General features: G+C 55.9%; 16 protein-coding genes and 1 pseudogene. 12 read left to right on the top strand and 5 right to left on the bottom strand.

The annotated features are described in order from the left end of the window. Window positions 1-368 precede the first annotated feature (368 nt). The 5 genes from ACTQV3_RS07850 to ACTQV3_RS07830 all read right to left on the bottom strand — a co-directional run bounded on the left by ACTQV3_RS07850 (window position 369) and on the right by ACTQV3_RS07830 (window position 7807). Window positions 369-1934: an RICIN domain-containing protein gene (locus tag ACTQV3_RS07850; protein ID WP_441068646.1), complete on the bottom strand. Its 1566-nt coding sequence runs from the start codon at window positions 1932-1934 to the stop codon at window positions 369-371. Between the two features lie 30 nt (window positions 1935-1964). Beyond that, window positions 1965-2633, bottom strand: a complete 669-nt coding sequence (locus ACTQV3_RS07845) for a hypothetical protein (protein ID WP_441068648.1) — start codon at window positions 2631-2633, stop codon at window positions 1965-1967. Between the two features lie 352 nt (window positions 2634-2985). Beyond that, on the bottom strand, window positions 2986-4347 hold the full coding sequence (locus ACTQV3_RS07840; RefSeq protein ID WP_441068650.1) for a KAP family P-loop NTPase fold protein: 1362 nt from the start codon (window positions 4345-4347) through the stop codon (window positions 2986-2988). A gap of 184 nt (window positions 4348-4531) precedes the next feature. Further along, the gene (locus tag ACTQV3_RS07835; RefSeq protein WP_441068652.1) at window positions 4532-6772 is read right to left on the bottom strand and encodes a S8 family peptidase; all 2241 of its coding nucleotides are present in this window, start codon (window positions 6770-6772) and stop codon (window positions 4532-4534) included. A 3-nt stretch (window positions 6773-6775) separates the two neighbouring features. Beyond that, complete coding sequence (locus ACTQV3_RS07830; RefSeq protein WP_118377549.1) at window positions 6776-7807, bottom strand: ATP-binding protein; 1032 nt, start codon at window positions 7805-7807, stop codon at window positions 6776-6778. Window positions 7808-7940: 133 nt separating this feature from the next. Here ACTQV3_RS07830 and ACTQV3_RS07825 point away from each other — a divergent pair, with 133 nt between their 5' ends. The 12 genes and pseudogenes from ACTQV3_RS07825 (at window position 7941) to ACTQV3_RS07770 (ending at window position 21865) form a co-directional block, all read left to right on the top strand. Beyond that, on the top strand, window positions 7941-8069 hold the full coding sequence (locus ACTQV3_RS07825) for a hypothetical protein (protein WP_255413762.1): 129 nt from the start codon (window positions 7941-7943) through the stop codon (window positions 8067-8069). A 1044-nt stretch (window positions 8070-9113) separates the two neighbouring features. Beyond that, window positions 9114-9266, top strand: a pseudogene (locus ACTQV3_RS07820) (IS256 family transposase); the annotation flags it as partial. Window positions 9267-10013: 747 nt separating this feature from the next. Then, window positions 10014-10361, top strand: a complete 348-nt coding sequence (locus ACTQV3_RS07815; protein ID WP_118377552.1) for a type II toxin-antitoxin system MqsR family toxin — start codon at window positions 10014-10016, stop codon at window positions 10359-10361. 10 nt (window positions 10362-10371) lie between these two features. Next, the gene (locus ACTQV3_RS07810; protein WP_158572191.1) at window positions 10372-10884 is read left to right on the top strand and encodes a type II TA system antitoxin MqsA family protein; all 513 of its coding nucleotides are present in this window, start codon (window positions 10372-10374) and stop codon (window positions 10882-10884) included. After that, window positions 10885-11310, top strand: coding sequence for a hypothetical protein (locus ACTQV3_RS07805; RefSeq protein WP_118377554.1), 426 nt, complete (start codon window positions 10885-10887; stop codon window positions 11308-11310). 128 nt (window positions 11311-11438) lie between these two features. After that, complete coding sequence (locus ACTQV3_RS07800) at window positions 11439-13577, top strand: DUF4118 domain-containing protein (RefSeq protein ID WP_441068656.1); 2139 nt, start codon at window positions 11439-11441, stop codon at window positions 13575-13577. Then, window positions 13574-14479 (top strand): hypothetical protein, encoded by a 906-nt coding sequence (locus tag ACTQV3_RS07795; protein WP_441535940.1) that lies wholly within the window; start codon window positions 13574-13576, stop codon window positions 14477-14479. Before ACTQV3_RS07800 ends, ACTQV3_RS07795 begins: the two co-directional genes overlap by 4 nt. Continuing rightward, on the top strand, window positions 14476-16356 hold the full coding sequence (locus tag ACTQV3_RS07790; RefSeq protein WP_441068660.1) for a DUF2194 domain-containing protein: 1881 nt from the start codon (window positions 14476-14478) through the stop codon (window positions 16354-16356). Before ACTQV3_RS07795 ends, ACTQV3_RS07790 begins: the two co-directional genes overlap by 4 nt. Continuing rightward, the gene (gene pelF, locus ACTQV3_RS07785; protein ID WP_441068661.1) at window positions 16353-17780 is read left to right on the top strand and encodes a GT4 family glycosyltransferase PelF; all 1428 of its coding nucleotides are present in this window, start codon (window positions 16353-16355) and stop codon (window positions 17778-17780) included. The genes ACTQV3_RS07790 and pelF overlap by 4 nt, the downstream gene beginning before the upstream one ends. A 3-nt stretch (window positions 17781-17783) precedes the next feature. Continuing rightward, the gene (gene pelG, locus ACTQV3_RS07780) at window positions 17784-19328 is read left to right on the top strand and encodes an exopolysaccharide Pel transporter PelG (protein WP_441068663.1); all 1545 of its coding nucleotides are present in this window, start codon (window positions 17784-17786) and stop codon (window positions 19326-19328) included. After that, entirely contained in the window at window positions 19318-21087 is a 1770-nt protein-coding gene (locus ACTQV3_RS07775; RefSeq protein WP_441535939.1) for a CotH kinase family protein, read from the top strand. The genes pelG and ACTQV3_RS07775 overlap by 11 nt, the downstream gene beginning before the upstream one ends. After that, window positions 21074-21865 (top strand): polyphosphate polymerase domain-containing protein, encoded by a 792-nt coding sequence (locus tag ACTQV3_RS07770; protein WP_441068667.1) that lies wholly within the window; start codon window positions 21074-21076, stop codon window positions 21863-21865. Before ACTQV3_RS07775 ends, ACTQV3_RS07770 begins: the two co-directional genes overlap by 14 nt. The last annotated feature ends 3 nt before the right edge of the window (window positions 21866-21868 follow it).

Below are 21868 nucleotides of genomic sequence, written 5' to 3'. Positions count from 1 at the left end.
AAGGAAGATGCTCGAGTCCGGCCTCGAGCTTGCGGACAGGGTCGAGGCGGCATAGGATATCAACCGTATTCCAGATTCTGGGACGCCGGGCCGACTCGCTTCGGATCGGGCGCTACACCAACTTTCTCGACACTACCGCACTTTCCGGATTGCCCGGTAGGGGAATAGGCGATCTTGCTGGACATTTCTTCCGAATGGCATAAATCAGTAACGGAAAGGTTAATGCTCTTCGAGAAAGATTGGGGATTGGACACGCGTTCAGTCAGGGCAGTTGTAATTGAGTATGGATTTAAGCTGTTGAATAATGGGCATCGAACTGTGTCGATGCCCTAAACGTTGATAACTATTTGTCCTATAGTCCTAATTCGTTAATTCGCCCTCTCCAGCACCCACGCCTGCGCGCGCCCGCCGTTGGGCGCGTAGGCCCAGACCTCGTTGCCGTCGGCGTAGCGCGCGCCCCTGCAGTCGACGGCGCTGCCGTCCGCGCAGCTCGACAGCCTGAACTCGCCCCCGTCGGCCCTGACGAACCAGCGCTGGGACGCCGACCCCTCGTCGGCGGCGGCAGCGAGCGAGCCCCCGCTGAGCGTGAGGACCCCGCCGGAGGCGAACGCCACGGAGTAGCCGCCCGCGGCCTCGTCGTAGGCCAGGCGCACCGTGGAGCCGCGCGACGTCAGCGCGCATCCCGACCCCGTGGCCGCCAGCGACAGCGACGGCTTGGGGACCATGCGCACGATGTACGCCCCGTCCTCGACCGTGCGCCCGGCCCTCTCCAGCACCCACGCCTGCGCGCGCCCACCGTTGGGCGCGTAGGCCCAGACCTCGTTGCCGTCGGCGTAGCGCGCGCCCCTGCAGTCGACGGCGCTGCCGTCCGCGCAGCTCGACAGCCTGAACTCGCCCCCGTCGGCCCTGACGAACCAGCGCTGGGACGCCGACCCCTCGTCGGCGGCGGCAGCGAGCGAGCCCCCGCTGAGCGTGAGGACCCCGCCGGAGGCGAACGCCACGGAGTAGCCGCCCGCGGCCTCGTCGTAGGCCAGGCGCACCGTGGAGCCGCGCGACGTCAGCGCGCATCCCGACCCCGTGGCCGCCAGCGACAGCGACGGCTTGGGGACCATGCGCACGATGTACGCCCCGTCCTCGACCGTGCGCCCGGGAGGTGTTGACGCATCCGGGTACTTTGCTTCGAAGTCAAATTTGGTCGTCCACTCATAGCTTGAAACTGCTGAAACGTTTGATGTCACGGTAAGCTTAACTTTGGCACCATCAATCTTCCGCTCCCTCTGATTCATCGCGTACGCAACGATCCCGTTCTGAATACCCGAGATGCTCGGCGGGAACAACTGGTTGTCGGCATTAATGGAAAAGCTCTCTTCCTTGGCATCCAAGTGCTGCTGAATGCGGTCGGCATACTTCTCTGCCCATTCATCGGCTTTGCCATTTCGCACAAAGTAATTGTTGGACAGGTCGGTTGAGCGGTAGGCGTAGCCGTCCTTTTGGTAGTTTGCCGTGTGGTCGGAGTGGGCGATTGCCATGAGCTCGTCGGTCAGGCCAAAGTACAGATGGCACTGGTCCAGGTCTCCATACCAGTTGTTGCTGGTGTCGTCCCAGGTTAGGTCCATCTGGCACCATTTGCCGTCGATTTTTACGGCGTTCCAGGTGTGGCCGTTGCCGGTGATGCGGCCGTTGGCAATGCCCGCTGCGTTAAGGAGCTTGGAGTAGATGCACTGGTAGCTCTCGCAGGTGCCCTGGTGGCGCGTGAGGCCGCTTTCGGCCGAGCACCAGTTGAGGCTGTGGTCGTACTTCAGCTGGTCGAGCGTCCAGTCGTGGAGCCACAGCGCCATGTCGTATTCCGAGTCGTCTGTCTGTTGCCTGCACTGGGCCACGGCGTTGTTGACGATCTGCGTGACGCTCAGGCGGGCGGCGTCGTTTACGGTCACCTCCGCCGTGGTGCGCAGGTAGTAGATCCCCTAGTCGTTTTGGGGGTCGTATCTGTCGTTGTCCATAAAGTAGAAGTAGATGCGGTACGTGCCCGATGCTGTGAATTCTAAGGTAAAGTCGTGGCCCGTGGTGCCCAGGCTGCAGTAGCTGGCCCATGCCGGGCGCGACGGGTCGCAGACGCTTTCCTGGCTGCCGCCGTCCCAATAGGTGGGCACGTCCATGCGCGCCTTGGCCTGAGACGAGCCGTTGGTCTGGGTTACGTGGAAGGTCGTCGCGGTGCCCGCTGGGGCGTCGTTCCACGAGACGGTGAAGGTGACGCCGTTTTGGGTTGCGGTGGCGGAGTGGGCGTAGGTGGTTTGTGACGTGGTGGAGATTGCGGCGGGCGCGGGGTTGGTCTGGGCTCGGAGGGATGGGGTGGCCGTGTTGGTTGCGGCGGGGGCGGTGTCAGCGCTTTCCGTGTTGACGGCGCTGGTGCCGGTGGATGTTTCGGTGCTGTCCTCTACGGTATCTGCTGTCGCGCTTGTGCTGGTGCCGTCTTCAGACTTGCCTGTGTCGCTGCTCGTGGCGTCGGCTTGCGACTGCTGCTCGGCTGTTGCCCGAGGCTGTATGGCTTCCGCAATGGCTGCCATGGGCATCGTCGCGCTGACCATAGACGTGCACGCGATCGCGCAGAGCAGGTAGTAAAGGGGTCGTTTCATAGCGGAGCCTCTCGGTGAGCAGCCAATAGGGTCCGAAGACAGCTCCAGGCCAGCACTCCGCACATATTTTGTTGCGGTTTATTTTACGGGAACAACAGTCAACATCAGCGAGCTTTCTGGGGAATGTTGGGATGGGTACCGTAGAGGACCGGGCGATACATGCAGGGGGATGCCCGGGATTGGTTTTTCGATTCATAAGTTGCTCGAAGCAGCTATGCCGCACCATGTCAGTCTCCTTGGGTGCGAACTTAAGCAGACGGGTGATATGTTAACGATTGAGCTGTTATTTTCCGTGTACTCGTCGGGCTGAGGTCGTCGCGGTCTTAGTGGCCTCCGCCCGACGAGTTTTGCTTTAATCCGATGGTGGGGTCAAACGGTGGAAGAGTGATTGGTCTATTGGCGAGAAATATTGCACGTCGTTATTTAACTCGGCGATTCTTGGATCCAGTCTGTCGTCGGTATATATCAAGGCGCAAAGGTCTTCTATAAAACGTTTGTGCCTATTCTCAATACCTTGGTTATAGGGGAATTCACCCTTTTTAGACCCCCATGCTTCTTCGATTGCGCTATCGAGACATTTAATAAAGAGTTCGCTGTGGCAAGCAAGCTCGTATACGGCGTCATAGCCTCTGCCAGCTCTTACCTCGTACCAAGACAAAGGCTCATAGTAGGCCAGAACATTGAGAACTGGCAGGAGGCATTGTTTTGGGAAAATCGATATCTCGTTGACTCCGTAGAAAGTTTGATAATTGAGAATGTAGCTCAGGAGTTCCGAGATTGATACCGCCAGTCTGTTGCAGGCTCGGAGCGAAGCCTTTTTGTAGTTAAGTAGTTCTATCGTTATATTTACAAAAACGTATCCCATTTTCGTATTAACGCCCTTGAGCGAAAGATAGTCGGCGGGTTTTACCGGGTTTAGCTCTATACGCTTATCATAAAAGCGCTCTAGGTATTTAACTCCATCAAAGTTGGGCCCGTATACTCCTTCGAGCGAATTAGCTAGCTGTGAAATATCGGTCGAATATACTACGACAATGTTATCTTGCTGAAACAAAGTCTTTGCTTGCTCGAGTACCTTTACAGCGAATTCTGGCCGGCAGCGATCAAGTTCATCGATAAAGATGACGGCTCGATGTGCTATCCCGGGAAGATAGTTTCTTACGAGCTCGTCTATTCGACTTCGGAGCTTCTTCTCTTCTTTGTATCTTTCGAGAAAATCGACGCCGTTAAAGTCTTTAACGAAATTGCTGACGCTGAGGTTTAGCCCGAATACCGAGGCCGTTGTCTCGATGATATCGCCGATGCTTTTCCAGGGGTCTACCTCTCCATGGACGGTTGATTTGTCTACTGACATGGCGATTGTTGCCAATATGGGCAGGATTGGATTATCGAAATGATCATCTTCCCAGGCGTTGAAATAAATGGGCAGAAATGGGTTGGCTAGAAGATCTTTTGCTGTGGCACCAAATATCGAATCCAGTTTTGCGGTGTCCTGCTCGAGCGCCGGATTTGCCATTCGCAGGACTCTTTCGACCTGTTTTATAAAAAACGTTTTACCTGAGCCCCAGGGGGCATTGACGAGAATCGTATAGGGAGGTTCTACAGCAAGAAGCATTTGCAGGAATCTTTCGACCTCGCCATGCCGGCGCAATGGATCTTGAGATATCGCAGCATCAATGGCCTCAGGCGTGGGCTCTTCGTCTGCTCGCTTCATGGTGGTTGTCTTCTTTCGCATGATTTGATTGGGCGGGTGCTGAACATATCGTTTGAATCGGGTTATTGCTCGAAAATACTGAGACCGGCTTCGTTCTCGCAATTTGGATTAGCCACAAATGTAGATAATCTTGGAGGGTGAAGCCGGCCATATATCTTATGGTGTCGTTGCCTGAGGGCTTTGCCTACTCAAACTCCACCTCAACTTGACTGTGCTCGTAAATCTTGAGTTCGTTATCAATTTCGACCCGTTCTACCATCCAGCCAATGGCGGAGCACTGTCGTATGAATGTATCAATCCGGTTCTCACCTTTTAGATTATGGATGGTGACCACTACGCCAAAACGCTGTGGATCATGCGAACCCTTTTGATATCTAGACGACTTGCGAATCATCATGCCCCACATTGGGTTGGTATACACTTTTTTGGGCTTACTACGGCTGCTTAGCGGTTCGGATATGTGCTTGACATTGTCCCATTTACGCAGCTTTTTCCGAGCCTTTTCTTCATCGGTCGTGCAGCTTTCCTCACCCTGGTCGTTGGGCTGCAGCGACTTGATTAGCCCGTCGTTTCCGATTCGCCCAAAATGCAAATCGAGCTCGGTGTCCGTATAGTCGACGCCTTGGTTTCTGTTGCATTTAGGGAAGTAGCACAGGGTCGCTCTCGCAACGGACGGGTAAGATGTGCCCGAAACGGGGATAGGAAAGTTGAAGTTATAATTCTCGCGTTCGGTGGCCACGCCGCTGAGCATGAATCGAATTTCGTCGTTACTGGTTTCGAGTATCTTTTCAATTTGGACGGGAACGATGCCGTAGCCAAGTCGATCCATGTCTTCGGGTTTTGTCCACGCACATGCAGCATCGATTAGCAGGGCCTTGGCAAGTTCACAGCTCAGGTGCATCTTATAAATGAGATAGGCAGCTTTTCGTGCAATTAAGGGAGCCGCAAAAGAGGTGCCGACAGCCGGATAAGCACCGGTCCCGCAGCAGGCGGTTATAGCATCACCCTTATCCCCTCCGTAATACGCGAGGTCTGGCTTGTGATGAAAGCTTAAGACTGGCCCTCTTCTTGTGTAGGACGCTGGTTCGTTGTTTCTATTAACGGCGTTGACAACAAGGGCATTAATGGAGTCCGCTGGGGAACCAAGATATGTGGGTTTACCATTTTCCTGGTTAGTGCCAGCAACAACGAAGAGGACGTCGTATTTCTGCTGCAGTTTGTCTAGCAGGGCCGCTTCGGGCGATATGGAGTTTCGAGACACTTCCTCCATTGACCCCAAGGAGATGTTCCAAACTTTGATGTCTTGGTTCTCGGCAACAATGCGCTCAATGTGCTTCATTACCGTAAACGAACTGAACTTGCCTGCGGTTGCAACTCCAAAATGTCGAACTCTAAAGTGGCCACAATGGTCGTCTAGCGATGGATTTTGGGCCTGAGCGTCAACGATCAATGAGCTGACACATGTGCCATGTCGATAATCGTCTGCAGTGGGATTGATGCCTTCGGGTAAGCAGCTTCTGTAGTCTACCCAGTTGCTGAAGTACGGTGGGTATTTCTCTTCAAATGGAGTGTCGATTACGCCGATGACGGGCTCATCGGTGGGATATTCAGGGAGGCTGCTGATGGCGGGGGAGGCTGAGCCTTCGTCACTCATAGGTGCGTAAGAAGACAGATCGATAACCGACATGGCTACAAGATAGGGGGCGCGCTCGAGCAGCGTTCGATATTCTGTTTCGGTTAATAGAACGCTGTTCTCCAAGAGGTTTGCAGGGGATACGTCAATGTGAAGCTCCTCAAATAGGTCCTGCGGGTCCCTCTCCGTTTCAAATAGCGTAACGATTGCGTTTTCGTCGGTAGCCGCTGGCGGCTTGTCTATTCTAAATTCATTGACGTAATAGGAATCGCGTATGAGTTGCGCAAAGCCCGATCGGGTGAGCGTGTGTGAAACGGCCGGATTCCATTTTTGTTTGAGCTTATCATTTTTAACCAGATCGACCATCTTATCTGCGTTCATCAGTCCATCAAAATAATCGACTACGATTCGCTCGCACTCACGCAGCTTGCTAATAGTTGACCGGATGGTCGCCTCGGGAACGTAATGAGTCATCAGGTGCCTTGGGTGGTTCCCATTAAAATCGAGATAACGGGCGCCGCGGATAGACAATTCTGGTTCACTGTCTTTTCCGCCGTTCAGCATCTCTTTTATTCGATTGCTCTTGGCGACAATCTGACGGTATTCAACGGATACCAAGATGTTTTCGATTATGGCATCTTTGGGCCATTTGCTCAGAACGGTTTCGAGGCTCTTGCGAATGTGCGAAATCCTCTCTGCAGTGACCGTGCCTTTAGCGGGGAGCGTTGCGGGGCCCGGTCGCGAGCCTCTTGCGGTTTGAAAATCGCCAGTGAGCCTGATTAAGCTGTTCATGAGCTACTCCTTTAGGGTTCGCGCAATGGTGCTTCGTGAAATGCCTGTCAAAACTTCCATTTCTCTTAAAGTGAAACCTTGAGTTTTAAGCAGCTCGAGTGAATCAGGCTCATATCCATGTAGACGCTGATATAGCTTGCGGAGATAGTCGTTTGGATTAAGAGGATCACTAAACGCGACGGAGGTCTTGATGAGGTTTTTGAGTGTGCCGGGCCAGGGCAGATCCGGGCAACTCTGCAGCACCTTTTTTAGGGTCCGAGAGTCGTTTTTGATTGCCTGATTGTTTTTGGTCAGATTCTTTGCGATTGATTCGCCGATATCAACGAGATCGTCATGGGTGTATCTATTAAAGTCAATTTGTACATCGAAGCGCCTGGCGAGTGCCGGGTCTAGTTTGTCGTAAAGGTTCGTTGTTGCGATTATGGCGGATCGCGTGTTCAGCTTGTCGAACTCTTTTAGGAGTGCACTTGTGGCTCGCCCCATCTCACGGACGTCGTTTTGGTTAATTCTATCTAAGGCTATAGCATCGATTTCATCGAACAGGACAATGGCGCCGTCGCCGATATCGTGGATTTCTTGGAAGACCTTCGCGATATTCTTGGCCGTCTCTCCGAGTTTGCTATCGATGATTTGATTGAAATCAACGGCATATAACTGGTAGCCAAGTATTCTGGCTATCTGTTTTGTAGCTTCGGTTTTGCCGGTTCCCGATGCGCCGTAAAAGAGGACAGTGTTGATGTCCACATCTTTAGATAGAGCATTGAGCAGCCCTTGGATATCGTTAGCGATGGCCTGGGGAAGGGGCAGCGAGGTGTTGTTGCTGATTACCTTTTCTAAGAAGTCATATTCCTGCTCTGTGACTTCTTGTGGCACAAACGTACGTGTCCTAGCAATGAGGGCCATGATGTAGCTTGCAAGCTCGGGTTGCCCGGACGATTCAAAATCTTTCGCAATAATAGTGGCTGCGTTGTTGAAGGCGATGTCGTCGTGTTCCGAATGCGCTCGGATTAAGTCGATGATGTCCGATCTCTTCATGTGTGCTCCTCTCCTTAGTTATATTGTATGAGACAGACTGAGACAAAGCAAGAATTAATTGAACATGGCTGCAATGAAGTGTGCTAGTATTGAGTTGTCTAGATTCAAACTGTTCTAGATTGGAGGTGAGATTATGACTACCCACCATGGAGGTAAGGTTGGCGCTGCTGCCAAGACGCTCGCGAGCTCCTCGACGAGTAAAGCCGCGAAGACTGCGGCTGCGAAGACGCTGGTCAAGCATCAGATTGCCAAGCATCGCTAGTTTGCGAGCAAAGCATTTTGTAACAGTTGGGAGGTGATATATATGGCTTTGAAGACGATTCGCGTAAAGATTCCGAAGTGCCGAATTGGCGCAACGGGTTCGGTCGGGAAGATCGGAACGACCGCGAAGGCCGTAAAAGTAAAGATTCGCTAGGCTTTAGCGGCAACTAAAGCCTAGCGCGATGTTGACATAGCGGGCCAACATCAAACATTTTATGGGGGTCTCCGGCGAGATTCAAGCGTCGGGGACCCGCGTTATTTTTTGTTTTTATCGGCATATGCGCCGCAGCCTCTTCTTATACGACATGTGGCGGCGCTATTAGTTTGGACAATTAATGAGTGAATTAGATATAGTATCCATTTGGATTAGTTCGATGGTGGCCATAGCAACTGTCGTTGCATCGTGGGCGGGCCTTAGAGCCCTGGTGATTCAAACTTCTCCGAATATTATTATGTTCATTCGGCCAGATGATGTCTCGCCCTCACTAGCGCGGCTTGTTATCAGAAATATTGGAGAGGCCCTGCATACAATGTTTCGTTTCGACTTTCTCCTGACTTGTTTCTAAAGGATTCTTTCGAATATAAACATGCTTCCGTAGTGTTTGATAGGGGCTACGCAATTTTGCCTCCTAAACATGAGAGGGACATTCTCTTGGGAAGGTTTGAGGATCTCGAAGGATTGTGGGGGAGCTTCATTGTTGAAGTGAATGTCTCCTTTTCAAAGAAATACGGGCGTAGACGTTTCTCGACTATCTGCCCGGTTGAGATTGGCTCATTTGAGAGCACGATCTCTATTTCTTGTGAGACTGCTTTTGAAAAGGACCAAAGGGCTGCCTATCGCGAAATCAGGCAGTTTGGTAAGCGCCTTCGCGGAATAGAAAACGCGATTTGTTCATTGGGGAATTGTGACGAAGAGTAAGGTTGTACGCTGGTGACGAATAATTTCCCCCGCAGATCGACGACTGCATGACAGAACACGGCCCTCGTCCCGTCATATGATTTCTAGCGGCTAAACAACAAATCATAGACGAAGGGGACACGGGCCGTGTCTGCGAACCTCGTAACGGTCGACGAGGAGTCGCTGCGCAAGGACATAATGAATCTGGTGAGGAAGCCCGTTAATGAGACGCTCAACGGGCTGCTCGACGAGGGGTCGTCCGAGCTCGTCGGGGCTGGGCACCACGAGGGGACGGCGGGCCTGGGCTATAGGGTTACCGTTCGATTCAAATTAATAGCGTTGATTTATGAATCAATAATTAGTAGCCTTTCTAAAAGCGGTATTGACGCGGGTAGCCTACGGGCCCCGCGTCCTGCGGAAAGGTGGCTATCCTTCTTGGGATGGCCGCCTTTCTTTTGTTAAGGTGCCGCAATGACGGTGAAGCCTTTCATGTCTATTGACGATCGGGACAGATTGCCTGTTGACAGAGGAGCGTGTCGGTATGGAACTTGCCGGCGACCACCGCTCCGATACGATTGCCTTGATGAATGGCTGATCCATGATGGGGCTCAAAATATGACTCGAGAGCTTGGCGGTATTGGATTGACGGCCTTGCAAGTTCTCCCTTAAAGTAATAGGCGTGATGAGGCCTTGCGACGATACGTTCGGCTTGGTCCGTGGGAACCGCCGAAAGGCGGTTTTCGCGTTTAGGGGGCTGTTTCCGAAGGACACTTGTCCGAATTTGCTTCTGGGCAGTGGGTTTTTTACTGCGTATTTCGGAAGTGCGGGGAAAATCGAAACTTGCTGAACGCACCCCGATTTTTGCCAATTAAACCGCAGGTCGCAAGGTCTCAAATCTGGGATCTGGTCGGCAGGTCTCGGGTTTTCACCGCACTTCCGAATGCATGCTAAATATGGCTTCAACGTGCTTGGCCTTGAAAGCCATAATAGGTTGCCAATTGGCTACAAGACGAATATAGTTAGCATCATGCTAACTAAGGGGTGGTTATGAATCGAACCAAGCTCCGACCGACATATTCACTTGACGAAGCGAAGTCTTTAGCTCGTTTGGGAAAGATGATGGTAAACGGTAGGGTGCGCAGGCACCTGATGAACCAGTTTGGCTATCTGGACATCGACCATTTCCTTGCTGACCTTTTTGATTATCTGGAGCCTGGCGACTTTAGAAAATCCATTGCGCTCGACATGGATGGCCCTTTGCATGGTGTTTACGCAGATGTCTATGAGTGCCGAGGTTTTGAATGCGAGGATTGGTACGTCAAGTTTTTAATCGATTCTGAAGGCAATGCACATTTGAACGTTTTGTCTGCGAACATCGATGGATATATTCATTAAAGGAGGAGCCATGCGTTGCATGGAATGTGGCAAAGAAATGCAATTTACCACGGCGCCAATGTCTGAATCATACCGTGGCGAGCAAATAACGGTAAAAGGAATTGAGCATTATATTTGTGAGTGCGGCAACGATGAAATGACCGCTGCAGAGGCGACTAAGCTCGCCCATGCGCTGGCTTCGCAATATGCCAAGACACATGAACTTCTTTCTCCCTCCGATATTAAAGATTTGCGCTCTGATCTCGGTTTAACTCAGCATGAATTTGAGTCGCTTTTAGGGGTTTCAAAACCAACGGCATCTCGTTGGGAGAACGGGGCGTCACAACAGTCTATTACCGCAAATAATCTTATGAAGCTCATTCGAGACGTCCCCGAGGTTCGCAAATATCTGGGTCTTTCTTCTGATGAGACGACCTCGGGACTTAATACATCACAATTTTCGGTGATACAGGGAGGAGAAGCCCCGGCTTATAGGGACTCGACTCCTTTGGCAGAAGAGAATGCCTTTCGATTGGAGATGTAAATGGAAACGCTACAGAAGCAACGCATTGAATCTCCGCTGATTACATGCGTGACTAGAAAAGTGGATAGTTTTTCATTTGATGGCGGAATGACTCCGAAAGAGGGCGTCAATAAGTCTGGCGTCGAATGCAACGTCAGAAATGCTATCACCAGCGCATTTTCGGACGAAAACGGAACCAGGTTTCGCCAGCTCAATTTAGTTATAGAGCTTCTACCCAGCAATGAAGGTCATTACTATCGTTCCGAAATATCCGTCTCCGGCATATATCGCGCTCCTGCGGATTTAGATGACGATGCTTTTGACAGAGAAGCACTTAGCACCGGTATGCAGGACCTGTATTCCTATGCAAGAGGCATTATTGAAAATGTCGCAGCTGGTGGAGTGTGGGGGCCACTTTATCTGCCGCAGATTGGATTCGCTATTTAGTTCTCCTGGCCCCCACATCCTCTGAAGATGGTCTTAAAACTGCCTTAAAGGCGTCCCGGCTCGCGTTGACAGCGTACAATACGCATGTTTGACTATGGCAAATGTCGAATTAAGGGGAGGGGTGCGCCATGGAGGTGCTGGTTGTTGGCAACACCGCATATGTTGACGATGACTTTTGTGCCAAGGCGTTCCCCGGGGACCACGTTAAGGTCGTCGCTGCCGCGGAAGCGCGCCGCGACGAGTCATCGCCCCATGCCTCGTGGAATGAGCTCCTCCAGCACTTGGAGCAGGCCTACGAGTTCGACCGCGTGGTCTACCTATCCAATTACCTTACCCCGCATACCGATATCGTGGGCGATATCGAGCTGCTGCGCTCGGTCTTTCGTGCGTGCGCGGGTCGCCGGGTCCAGCTGCTGTATGTAGCGGGGCCCGTGGGTGCCGCGGGTGCCGCCGATGCCACGGGGCGAACGGGCAAGGGCATTATCGCGCGCGCAGCCAACGACCTGTGCCGCTACTACGCTGCTCGCGAGGGCGTTCAAACCAAGATCCTGCGCGTGCCGTTCCTGTATACCGCGTCTGCCGCACTGGAGGACCCGTTTTTGGTGCCGCTATTTGACGCGTGCTCAACCGGATCGGTCGCTTTGCAGGGCGCGGAGGACGCGCCGTTTCCGCTGCTGTGTGCCGAGGAACTCGCGGTGCTGGTGCATCGCATCTTTGACAGCTGGGACGCCTCCTTTGAGACGCTCGATGTTGCCGATACCTTCCATCACACGTCAGGTGAGGTGGGCGAGGCCCTCAAGGCGCTGTTCCCAGGGCTCTCAGTTGCCTATGGCGATTCTGCCGGCTATGCCCTGCCCGTCAGCGACATCGTTCGCGTTCGCTATGGCTGGTTTCAGCGCTACGACCCGTTTCGTGATCTTTCGACCATTCATGCTCGCTGGGATGCTGGCCGCGCAGGGAAGGTCAACCCCTTGCGCGCCGCTATCGACCGCATCCAGATGCACACGCTGCCTATTAAATGCCTGGAGACGGGCGTTGCCTGGGTCCTGTTCGAGGTGCTGGAGTATTTGTTCTCGCAATCTGCCCAGCTCAACGTGCTCGATTATCGCCTGCTCTACGTCGTGCTCATCGGCACGCTGTATGGCCTGGACTTTGGTCTGGCTGCGGCACTGCTGGCATCGGTTGGTTTGGCTGTGAGCTACTTTACCCAGTATGGCTATACCTTCCAGGGCCTCTTTTACGAGCCGTCCAACTGGCTGCCGTTTATCGCGTACTTTGTGGTGGGTGCCGTATGCGGCTACGTGCAGCTGCGCAACAACGAGGCCATTAAGGTGGAGCGCGACCAAAACGAGCTCGTGCGTAATCGCAATACGTTCCTCACGCAGCTCTATCACGATGCTATCGAGGACAAGCGCACCTACAAGCGCCAGATTGTGGGGCGTCACGATAGCTTTGGCAAGATCTTTGCCGTGACGCAAGAGCTCGACGTGCTCAACCCGCGCGACATCTACCGCAAGTGCTGTGAGCTCATGGGTGAGATTCTCGAAAACAATTCGGTGACGATCTACCACGTTTCGGGCGGGGCGTTTGCACGTCTGGTGGCGGCGAGTCCCGTGATTGCCGAAGACGCCACGCGCTCGCTCACGCTTGAGCAACTTGCACCCCTTTTGGGCGGCGGGGGTCGTTCGAACCTGTGGGTCAATCGCGAGCTGACGCCGGGGCTTCCCATGTTTGGATATACGATCGAGCGCGACGGGGCGCCCGCCGTGTTGATTTTTTTGCGTCGTGCGGCCGAGAACCAAATGACGCTCTATTACCAAAACCTGTTCCGCATCTTGTGCGGCCTGGTCGAAAGCGCGCTGGGCCGTGCCTTTGACTATGAGGCGGTGGCTCAGGATAAACGCTGCGTCGATGGCACGTGCGTGCTCAAACAGGCGGCCTTTGGTCAAGAGCTCGCGGCCGAGCAGGCGCTGTCGGATGGCAAGATGGGCAGCTTTTTGCTCCTGCGCGTGGTGCCGGGCATGGAGCCTGTCGGCGAGCTGGTGGGCGCAATTGGGTCGGCAATCCGCGAGAGCGATGCAGCGGGCCTGGTCGACGGTGACGTGCTTTACCTGCTTATGCGCCAGGCAAAGCCGTGCGACCTGCCCATTATCCGCGAGCGCCTGAGCGCGAAGCGGATTGCGGTGGAGCCCGTCGACGGCGAGGACATCGTGGCGCTTCTGCAGCACATCGCTGACACCGGTGACGGTGAGGGGGATGTCGCTTGATCTCGCTTGTCGTTGCTGCCGTCTTGCTGCTGATTCATGCGCTGGTTTGCCTGGTGTTGTGGACGCTTATGAAGTTGGGCCTGCTGCCGGTGCGCGGGCATATGCTGGCCGTGATGGTACTCGTGCCGTTGTGGGGACCGCTGCTGGTGGTGCTGCTTATCACGCGTAGCGCCGTGTTTGGCACGGACCTTAAGGACGACACGCTAGAGTCGCTGCGCATTAACGACGAGCTGCATCGCAGCATCTTGGTGCACGACCGTGAAGCCGATGCGGGCGTGATCCCGCTCGAGGAGGCGCTCATCGTCAACGACCCGGCAGACCGGCGCCGCCTCATGCTCTCCATGCTTACCGAGGAGCCCGATGCGTACCTGGCGCAGCTGCAGGCGGCTAAGCTGAACGACGACGTTGAGGTGGCGCACTATGCCGCGACGGCGGTGGCGCAGATCTCCAAGGAGTCCGACCTTAAACTGCAGCAGCTGGAGCGCGCCTTTAAGACCGACCCGAGCACGCAAAACCTCGACGAATACTGCGATTTTCTTGGTGAGTATTTAGACTCGGGTTTGGCTGAGGGGCGCGTGGCTCAGATTCAGCGTCAACAGTACGCACGTCTGCTTGCGCGCCGCTGCGAGCGCGAGGACACCTTTGAGCTGCGTATTCGGTATGCGACGGCGCTGGCCGATGTCGACCAGATCGACGAGGCGCAGGCCGTGACCGACCAGCTCGTGCTCGACGCGCCCGAGGAGCAGGAGGTTTGGATGCTTTGCCTGCGCCTGGCCGTGATGCGCCGCGACGGTGACGAGGTCCACCGCGTGATCGATGCGATCGACAAACAGCATGTGTACTTGAGCGCCGCCAACCGCGAGGAGCTGGCTATTTGGCGCGACGGGGAGGAGGCCCGATGAGCGTGGTGCAGCGTATCCGCGACCGTGCGGGCCATTTTCGCTGGATGGGCCTGCTCGTGGTGTGGGCGGTCTTTATTGCCATGGCCGCCGTGCTGCTGGTGGAGCGTGCCGGCGTGCAGTACAGTGCGGGCCAGCATAAGCTGGGGATGCTTGCCGCCAACGATGCGGTGCCGGCCTCCTCGGCAATATTTGGTCAAAAGCCCACGTGCCTGGTCATTACCGATTCCGATCAGACGGGCGTCGAGGACGTAAAGGAGCAGTTCGACCAGATTCTGCTCGACATGAAGATCGCGCACCGCGACGTGGACCTTGCCCTGGACGGCGCGGATGCCATTCCCTCGCTGACGTCCTTCGATCGCGTGATTTTGCTCATGCCGTCGCTCGATGGGCTCGGTACGCACCTGACCGATATTATGAGTTGGGTGAGTGCCGGCGGTTCGCTTATGCTCGCCATGCCGCCGGATAATTCGAGCTATCTGCAGGTGATTGCTCCCAAGCTTGGTATTGAATCGGCCGGATACGACTATGTAATAGCCGAAAGCATTGTGCCGAGCGAGGACTTTATGCTGGGCGGGGGAGAGCGCTACGGGCTCTCGGACCCCTTTGATTCGTCGCTTTCGGTTTCGCTGCGCGAGACGGCGCGTGTGTGGGCTAAGACCGGCGATGCGGGCGCCCCGCTCATTTGGTCCAATGACTGCGGTAGCGGACGCACCGTGGTATGTAATATCGGTATCTACGACAAGGTCATGCGCGGGTTTTACGCCGCGGCGATCAGCCTGCTCGGCGATGCCACGGCCTATCCGGTCATCAACAGTGCCGTCTTCTATCTGGACGACTTTCCCAGCCCCGTGCCCTCGGGCGACGGCACCTACATCAAGCGCGACTACGGGCTTTCCATCGCCGACTTTTATGCCAAGGTCTGGTGGCCCGATCTGCAAAAGCTCGCGCAAAAATACGGCATTCGCTATACCGGCGTGATGATCGAAAACTACGAGGACGCGGTCAACCAGACCGAGCCCGCGCGCCAGGCCGATACCACGCAGTTTCGCTACTTTGGCGGCATGCTGCTGCAGATGGGCGGAGAGCTGGGCTTTCACGGCTACAACCATCAGCCGCTGGCGCTCTGGGACACCGACTATGGCACGCTGTACGACTACAAGACGTGGAAGAACAAGGAGACGCTTGTTGCATCGCTCAACGAGCTTATCGCCTTTCAGGACGAGGTGCTGCCCAACGCGCACGGTTCGGTCTACGTGCCGCCGTCAAACATCCTTTCGGCCCGCGCTCGCAAGATTATTGGCGAGGACGTGCCGCGCATTAAGACCATCGCCAGTACGTATTTTGAGGATGGTACGGATCTTCCGTACGTGCAGGAGTTTGGCGTGGCGAGCGATGGCATCGTGGAGCAGCCGCGTATTGTCTCGGGCGGCATGGTCGACGATTCCTATATGCGCCTGGCTGCCGCGTCCGAGCTCAACATGCACTATGTGAGTACGCACTTTATGCACCCGGACGACTTGCTCGATCCCGATCGCGGCGCCAGGCAAGGCTGGGAGATCTATAAGGGCGGCCTGACCGACTACCTGGACTGGCTTACCAAGTCTGCGCCCGACCTGCGTCGCCAGACCGGCTCGGAATGCTCGGGCGCCATTCAGCGTTTTTCGTCCGTGACGGTGAGCGTGAATGCAGGCGCGGATGCCTGGACGCTCAACCTGGGCAATTTTCACGACGAGGCGTGGCTCATGTTCCGCGCCAATAACGGCGAGCCGGGTGCAGTCACGGGTGGCGAGATTACGCATCTGACGGGCGACCTGTACCTGGTCAAAGCCACGGACAAGACGGTGACCATTGCGCGCAAGGAGGGTAGCGACAAATGAGAATCTGCTTGGTACTCGAGGGTTGCTACCCCTATGTGCACGGCGGCGTGTCCACCTGGATGCACGGCTATATACAGGCCATGCCCGAGCACGAGTTTGTGCTGTGGGTGATCGGCGCGCATGCGGCCGACCGCGGCAAGTTTGTCTACGAGCTGCCCGGCAACGTGGTCGAGGTGCACGAGGTGTTTCTGGACGACGCCCTGCGCCTTTCGGGCGAGCAGGAAGAGGCCGACTTTAACGACCGCGAGCGCGAGGCGCTGCGCCGCCTGGTGTCGCTTTCCAATCCGGATTGGGACGTGCTGTTCGATATCTTCCACCGCCGTCGCGTGCATCCGCTCTCGTTTTTGCAGAGCCGAACGTTTATGGATATCTTTCGCGACGTGTGCCTGGCCGAGTACCCTTACACGCCTTTTGCCGACGCATTCCATACCATGCGCTCCATGCTGCTGCCCGTGCTCTACCTGCTGGGCAGCGAGGTGCCGGTGGCCGATGTGTACCACGCCATCTCGACCGGCTACGGCGGCCTGCTCGCCTGCTTGGGTTCAAGCGTTCACCATGCGCCGGTGCTGCTCACCGAGCACGGCATCTACACGCGCGAGCGCGAGGAGGAGATCATTCGCGCCGACTGGGTGGTGCCGTCGTTTAAGGACCGCTGGATTCGCTTTTTCTACCTGCTTTCGGAGGAGATCTACCGTCGCGCCTTCCGCGTGACCAGTTTGTTTCATAACGCCCGTAAGACGCAGATCGACATGGGCTGCGATGCGGACAAGTGCCTGGTCATCCCCAATGGCATTCAGTTCGACCGCTTTAAGGACATTCCCTTAAAGCCCGATGACGGCTGGGTTGACATTGGCGCGGTGGTGCGCCTGGCGCCCATCAAGGACGTCAAGACCATGATCTATGCCTTCTTTGAGCTGCACGAGCGCGTCCCTAAGGTGCGCCTGCATATCATGGGCGGCGTGGACGACGAGGAGTACGGCGCCGAGTGTCATGCGCTGGTCGATACCCTGGGCGTGCGCGACCTGATCTTTACCGGCCGCGTCAACGTGGTCGAGTACATGGAAAAGCTGGACTTTACCATTTTGACGAGCATCTCCGAGGGCCAGCCGCTCAGCGTGCTGGAGTCGCTTGCCGCGCGTCGTCCCTGCGTGACGACCGAGGTGGGCTGCTGCCGTGAGCTGCTCGAAGGCGCCCCGGGCGACGACTTTGGCGTGGCGGGATTTGTGACGCCGCCTATGTATCGCAAGGGCTTGGCCGATGCCATGGAGCGCATGTGCGCAAGCCGTGCCCGCCGTATCGAGATGGGGGAGCGCGGCCAGCGTCGCGTTGCCACGTACTTTTTGCACGAGCAGATGCTCGCCAACTATCGCGCGCTGTACGACGAGACGGCGCGTGCGTATGATTTGCCCAGAAAGGGGGAGTAGCCGGTGGCCGGAATCGGTTTTGAGCTCAAGCGCCTGTTTAGGCGCAAGGGTCTGTTTGCCACGATGCGCGCCTACGGCTACGCCGGCATTGTGTGCACGGGCCCCATGCTGCTGGGCGTGCTGCTCCAGGTGGGCATCTTGGTGCTGTGCGGTCTGTGGGGTGTGGGCCGCGCCAACCAGGATCTGCTGGTGTGCATGGTGACCTATACGCTGCTGGCGTCGCTCACGCTTACAAGCTTTTTCTCCATGCCGGTCACGCGCTTTTTGGCGGACATGCTCTTCGCCGAGCGCGAAGAAGAGGTCTTGCCCTCGTTTTGGGGTTCCAACGCCATCATGCTGGTTACGGGCACGGCGCTCTACGGCGTCTTTTTGCTGTTCTCGGGCGCCACGCTGCTGCAGGGGCTGCTGTGCCTGTGGCTGTTCAACATTATGATCGTCAACTGGAACGGCATGAACTACCTCACGGCCATCAAGGACTACCGTGGCATTCTGTGCAGCTTTGTGGCTGCCATTGGCGTGGCGTGCCTGTGCGCCCTGGCTGCGCTGGCGCTGGGGCTGCCGCCGGTCGAGGGCCTACTGGCGTCAATCTCCCTGGGCTACGGCGTCATGCTCGCCTGGGACGTGGTGCTGCTGTACCGGTATTTTCCGCAGAGCGACCGCAGCCCCTGGCTCTTTTTGCGCTGGCTCGATCAGTTTATGCCGCTGGCGCTCACGGGCCTGTTTACCAACCTGGGGCTCTTTGCGCACCTGGTAATTATTTGGGCCGGCCCCATTGGCGTGCAGGTCAAGGGCTTGTTTTATGGCGCGCCCTACCACGATGTTCCGGCGCTCATCGCGTTTTTGACGATCCTGGTCACGACCGTCAACTTTGTGGTCTCGGTCGAGGTCAACTTTTATCCGCGCTACCGCGACTACTACAGCCTGTTCAACGACGGCGGCGTAGTGGGCGATATTGTGGTGGCCGAGGAGGAGATGCTCTCCACGCTCAACAGCGAACTGCGCTTTTGCGCGCTCAAGCAGCTGTTTGTGACCGCGGCGGTCATCTCGCTCGAGACCACGGTGCTCTCGGCCCTGCCGCTGGGCTTTAACAGTCTTATGCACGGGTATTTTCGCACGCTATGCGTGGGCTATGGCCTGTATGCCGTGGGCAATACGGTGATGCTCGTCTTGCTGTACTTTACCGACTACAAGGGGGCCGTGCTGGCCTCGGGCCTGTTTGCCGGTGTGGCGGGGCTGGCGACTGCCGTGTCGCTGCTTTTGCCGCAGCAGTTTTACGGCTTTGGCTTTTTGTTGGGTGCGGCGGTGTTTTTTATCGTGGCGCTGCTGCGACTCGACACCTATACTGCCAACTTGCCGTATCGTATTCTGAGCCAGCAGCCCATGGTGGCGACCGACAAGACGGGTCGCTTTACACAGCTGGGCCGCTTGCTCGACCGTGCCGAGCGGCGCTATGAGGAAGCCCGCCATAAGGGCGAGCCACATGGCGCGTTTGAACGCACGGTGGTCCGTGTGTATCGCAACCATTGGGGAGGTCCTGATGACCGATAGGATGATGTCTCGCCGTCGCCTGTTTGAGGCGGCTGCCGGTGCGCTGCTGCTTTCGGGCTGCTCGTCTCAGGACGAATCCTCGACCAAAAAGGTCAAAAAGCAGGGCAAGATTAACAAGGCCGAGGCCTCCGACCAGTCCAAGCACCTGCGCGATAAGGACGAACTGTACGAGGTCTACGACGACTCGGGCATTGTGACCATGTACCTGACGGTCTCGCGCGGCAACAGCTCCGAGAACACCGATCATAGCTGGGCCGAGATTAATACGTACTCGGTTTACGACTATGCCGACATGGGCGTGACACGCTATCAGGTTATGGGCCTGCTGCAGCCAGGCGATGATAAGGGCCCCGTTGCTGGCGAGGTGGGCTATGGCGAGGAGGCTCCCAACGCCACCGTGCAAGTGCGCGGTCAGACGTCGAGTACCTATACGCAAAAGAACTACAAGGTGGAGCTCAAAAAGGGCAAGGGCACGTGGCGTCAGCAGCGCGCGATTGTGCTCAACAAGCATATGGGCGAGGGCATGCGCTTTCGAAATAAGATGGCCTACGATTTGATCCGTGGCATTCCCCAGATGATGGGCCTGCGCACGCAGTTTGTGCACTTATGGGTGTGCGACCAGACCGAAAAATCCAACGACACCTTTGAAGACTACGGTCTGTTTACGCAGGTCGAGCAGCTCAACAAGACGGCGCTCAAGGCCCACGGTCTGGATAAGAGCGGGCATCTGTATAAGGTGAACAGCTTCGATTTCCATCGCTTTGAGGACACCATTAAGCTCACCGATGACCCCGACTATAACCAGACGGCGTTTGAGGGCATGCTCGAGATTAAGGGCGACTCGGACCATACCAAGTTGATTGAGATGCTCGATGCGCTCAACGACGATACGCAAAAGATCGACGATGTGCTCGACACCTACTTTGATACCGAGAACCTGGTCTATTGGATGGCGTTTCAGATCTTGACGGGTAATTGCGATACGCAGAACCGTAACTGCTATCTGTACAGCCCGCTTAACTCCAAGGTTTGGTACTTTTTGGATTGGGATAACGACGGCATGCTGCGTAAGCTTGAGCTGAGCCTGAGGGGGTTCTCGGACTATGCGAGCTGGGAGCGCGGCGTGAGCAACTACTGGTGCAACGTGCTGTTTAACCGCGCGTTGCACAGCAAGTCGTTCCGCAGCGAACTCGACCGTGCCGTCAAGGACTTGCGCTCGTATTTGACCGAGGAACGTCTGGCCAAGATGATTAAACATTACCGCGAAGTGACCGAGTCGCTTGTCTTTTCCGCGCCCGACCTCGATAACCTGCCCGTTACCAAAGACGAATACGAGCAGATTGCCGCGGCGATTCCCTCCGAGATCGAGGAGAACTACAAGAGCTATTGCGAAAGCTATAAAAAGCCCATGCCGTTCTACATTGGCGTGCCGCAGATCGATAACGGCAAGCTGCGCATGAGCTGGGATGCCGCGTACGACTTTGAGGCGCGCGATATTCGCTATACCGTCGAGCTTGCGCGCGACTACGCCATCAATGACGTGCTTTTTAAGGCCGAGGACGTGCTGCTGCCGGAGGTAACGTGCGATGCGCCCGATACCGGCCAGTACTTTGTGCGCGTGCGTGCCACCAACTCCGACGGCTATACGCAAGATGCGTTTGACTACTATGTGACCGACGATGGCAAGCAGTACGGCATGAAGTGCTTTTACGTGCAAGACGGCGGTAAGGTCGTGGAGGACACGTATGAGGAGGGCTAGCGCGTTGCTTGAGCGCCTGGCGGCACCTCCTGCGCGTGCCACGCAGGAGCGTTATCGCCACGAGCTCAAATATCTCATTAACGAGGGCGAGCACTCCGCGCTTGCCTGTCGCATGGCGCCGGTTTTTAAACTGGACAAGCATGCGCGGGCGGGTGGTTACACCATTCGCAGCCTGTACTTTGACGACTACTGCAACTCGGCCTACGAGGAAAAAGACGCCGGTATTCTCATGCGCAAAAAGTATCGCGTGCGCATCTATAACGGCAGCGACAGGGTGATTAAGCTCGAGCGCAAAAAGAAGTACGGCAGCTGGATCTACAAGGAGGACGCGCCGCTCACGCGCGGCGAGTTTGAGCAGATCCTGGCTGGCGACTACGGCTTTTTGCTGAGGAGCCCGCACCAACTCTGCCGCGAGTTCTACATCGAGTGTATCTGCAACATGATGCGCCCGCGGACCATCGTGGACTACGAGCGCGAGCCGTGGGTGATGGATGAGGGCACCGTGCGCATTACGTTTGACATGAACGTGCGTGCCGCGGTGGGTAGCTTTGATATCTTTGACGCGACCTTGCCCGCGCTGCCTGTGCTGGAGCCCGGCAAGCTGGTGATGGAGGTCAAGTTTACCGAGTTTTGTCCGCAGCTGGTGCGCGATATGGTGCCGCCGGGCGCGGCTGAGCTTACGGCGGTTTCCAAGTACTGCCTGTGTTACGAAAAGACCGCCTACCTGCGCGGTTTTAACTACTGGGAATCGGATTTTGAGAACCGAGGGGATATTTAGACC

Source organism: Collinsella sp. LCP19S3_A7, assembly GCF_052121995.1.
Lineage (GTDB): Bacteria > Actinomycetota > Coriobacteriia > Coriobacteriales > Coriobacteriaceae > Collinsella.
This window is presented reverse-complemented; position numbering and strand designations above follow the sequence as displayed.